The 638-nt window shown below is 70.8% G+C and carries 1 pseudogene; it reads left to right on the top strand.

Going from position 1 to position 638, the window contains the following annotated elements:
* Positions 1 to 638, top strand: a pseudogene (locus JHD07_RS35570) (negative regulator of septation ring formation); the annotation flags it as partial.

Genomic DNA, 638 nt, shown 5'->3' with positions numbered 1-638 from the left:
GGCTCCGCCACTGCGGCCTCGATCCTGGCCGGCGCCCGCGAGGTGCGGACCACGCTGGTCACGGCGTCCTCGGATGCGGCGAGCCAGGTCAAGAGCCTCACTGCCGACGTGCAGCGCTCGCTGTCGATGGCCGGCACCGCCACCGCCGAATCGATCACCGCCGGCGCCCGCGATGCGCAGAGCGCGCTGATCGCGGCCTCGACCGAGACCGCCAACCAGATCAAGGCGCTGTCCTCGGACGTGCAGCGCTCGCTGACGATGGCGGGGACTTCGACCGCCGAGACCATCATGAGCGGCGCCCGCGAGGCCCAGAACACGCTGGTCACGGCGTCGTCGGATGCGGCGAGCCAGGTCAAGTCGCTCGCCGCCGAGGTGCACCGTTCGCTCTCGCAGGTCGGCCAGTCGACCGCCGAGACCATCACTACCAGCGCCCGCGACGCCCAGAGCACCCTCCTTGCTGTCTCCGCGGAACAAACCAGCCAGGTCCGTTCGCTCGCGGCCGAGATGCAGCGCGCGCTTGCGACCGCCGGCGGCGCCACAATCGAGGCGCTCACCAGCGGCGTTCGCGAGGCCCAAGGCTCGCTGATCTCCGCTTCGACCGACGCGGCGAGTCAGATCAAGTCGCTGACCACCGACAT

It is taken from the genome of Bradyrhizobium sp., from assembly GCF_016462955.1.
Lineage (GTDB): Bacteria > Pseudomonadota > Alphaproteobacteria > Rhizobiales > Xanthobacteraceae > Bradyrhizobium.
Note: the sequence above shows the minus strand (reverse complement) of the source record. Positions and strands in the feature narration are given on the sequence as shown.